Source organism: Arsenicibacter rosenii (assembly GCF_001870735.1).
GTDB classification, from domain to species: Bacteria; Bacteroidota; Bacteroidia; order Cytophagales; family Spirosomataceae; genus Arsenicibacter; species Arsenicibacter rosenii.
This window is the reverse complement of record NZ_MORL01000346.1, coordinates 1-308: the sequence shown is the minus strand read 5'-3', so window position 1 is coordinate 308 and position 308 is coordinate 1. Positions and strand designations below refer to the sequence as shown.

Sequence of the window (308 nt, the reverse complement as noted above, 5' to 3'; positions counted from 1 at the left end):
AAGGGTTCCGAGGCCTGGAAGCAGTATAAGAATGAGCTGGCCGATGTGCAGAAGCAGACCCAGGCGCTGAAGAAGGACGTCGATCTGACGCAGCTGACCTACGGCCAGCTTCAGAATTACGTCAAGGATCTTAACAAGGAACTCAAAGGCTTAAAGCCCGGCACCGATGAATTCGTTGCGGCCACAAAGCGGCTTTCGGAAGCGGAAAAGCAGCTTTCTGACGTAAAAACGCAGATGGATGACATCAAGCGGGGAGCCGAAGACCTGGCAAAGCCCGGCGTCTGGGATAAGATTGTGGCCAGCGTTGC

At 54.5% G+C, this 308-nt stretch carries 1 protein-coding gene; it reads left to right on the top strand.

Going from position 1 to position 308, the window contains the following annotated elements; translation table 11 throughout:
- Nucleotides 1-308 (top strand): hypothetical protein (locus BLX24_RS33360; protein ID WP_177226035.1); only part of this gene is annotated, 308 nt, incomplete at both ends.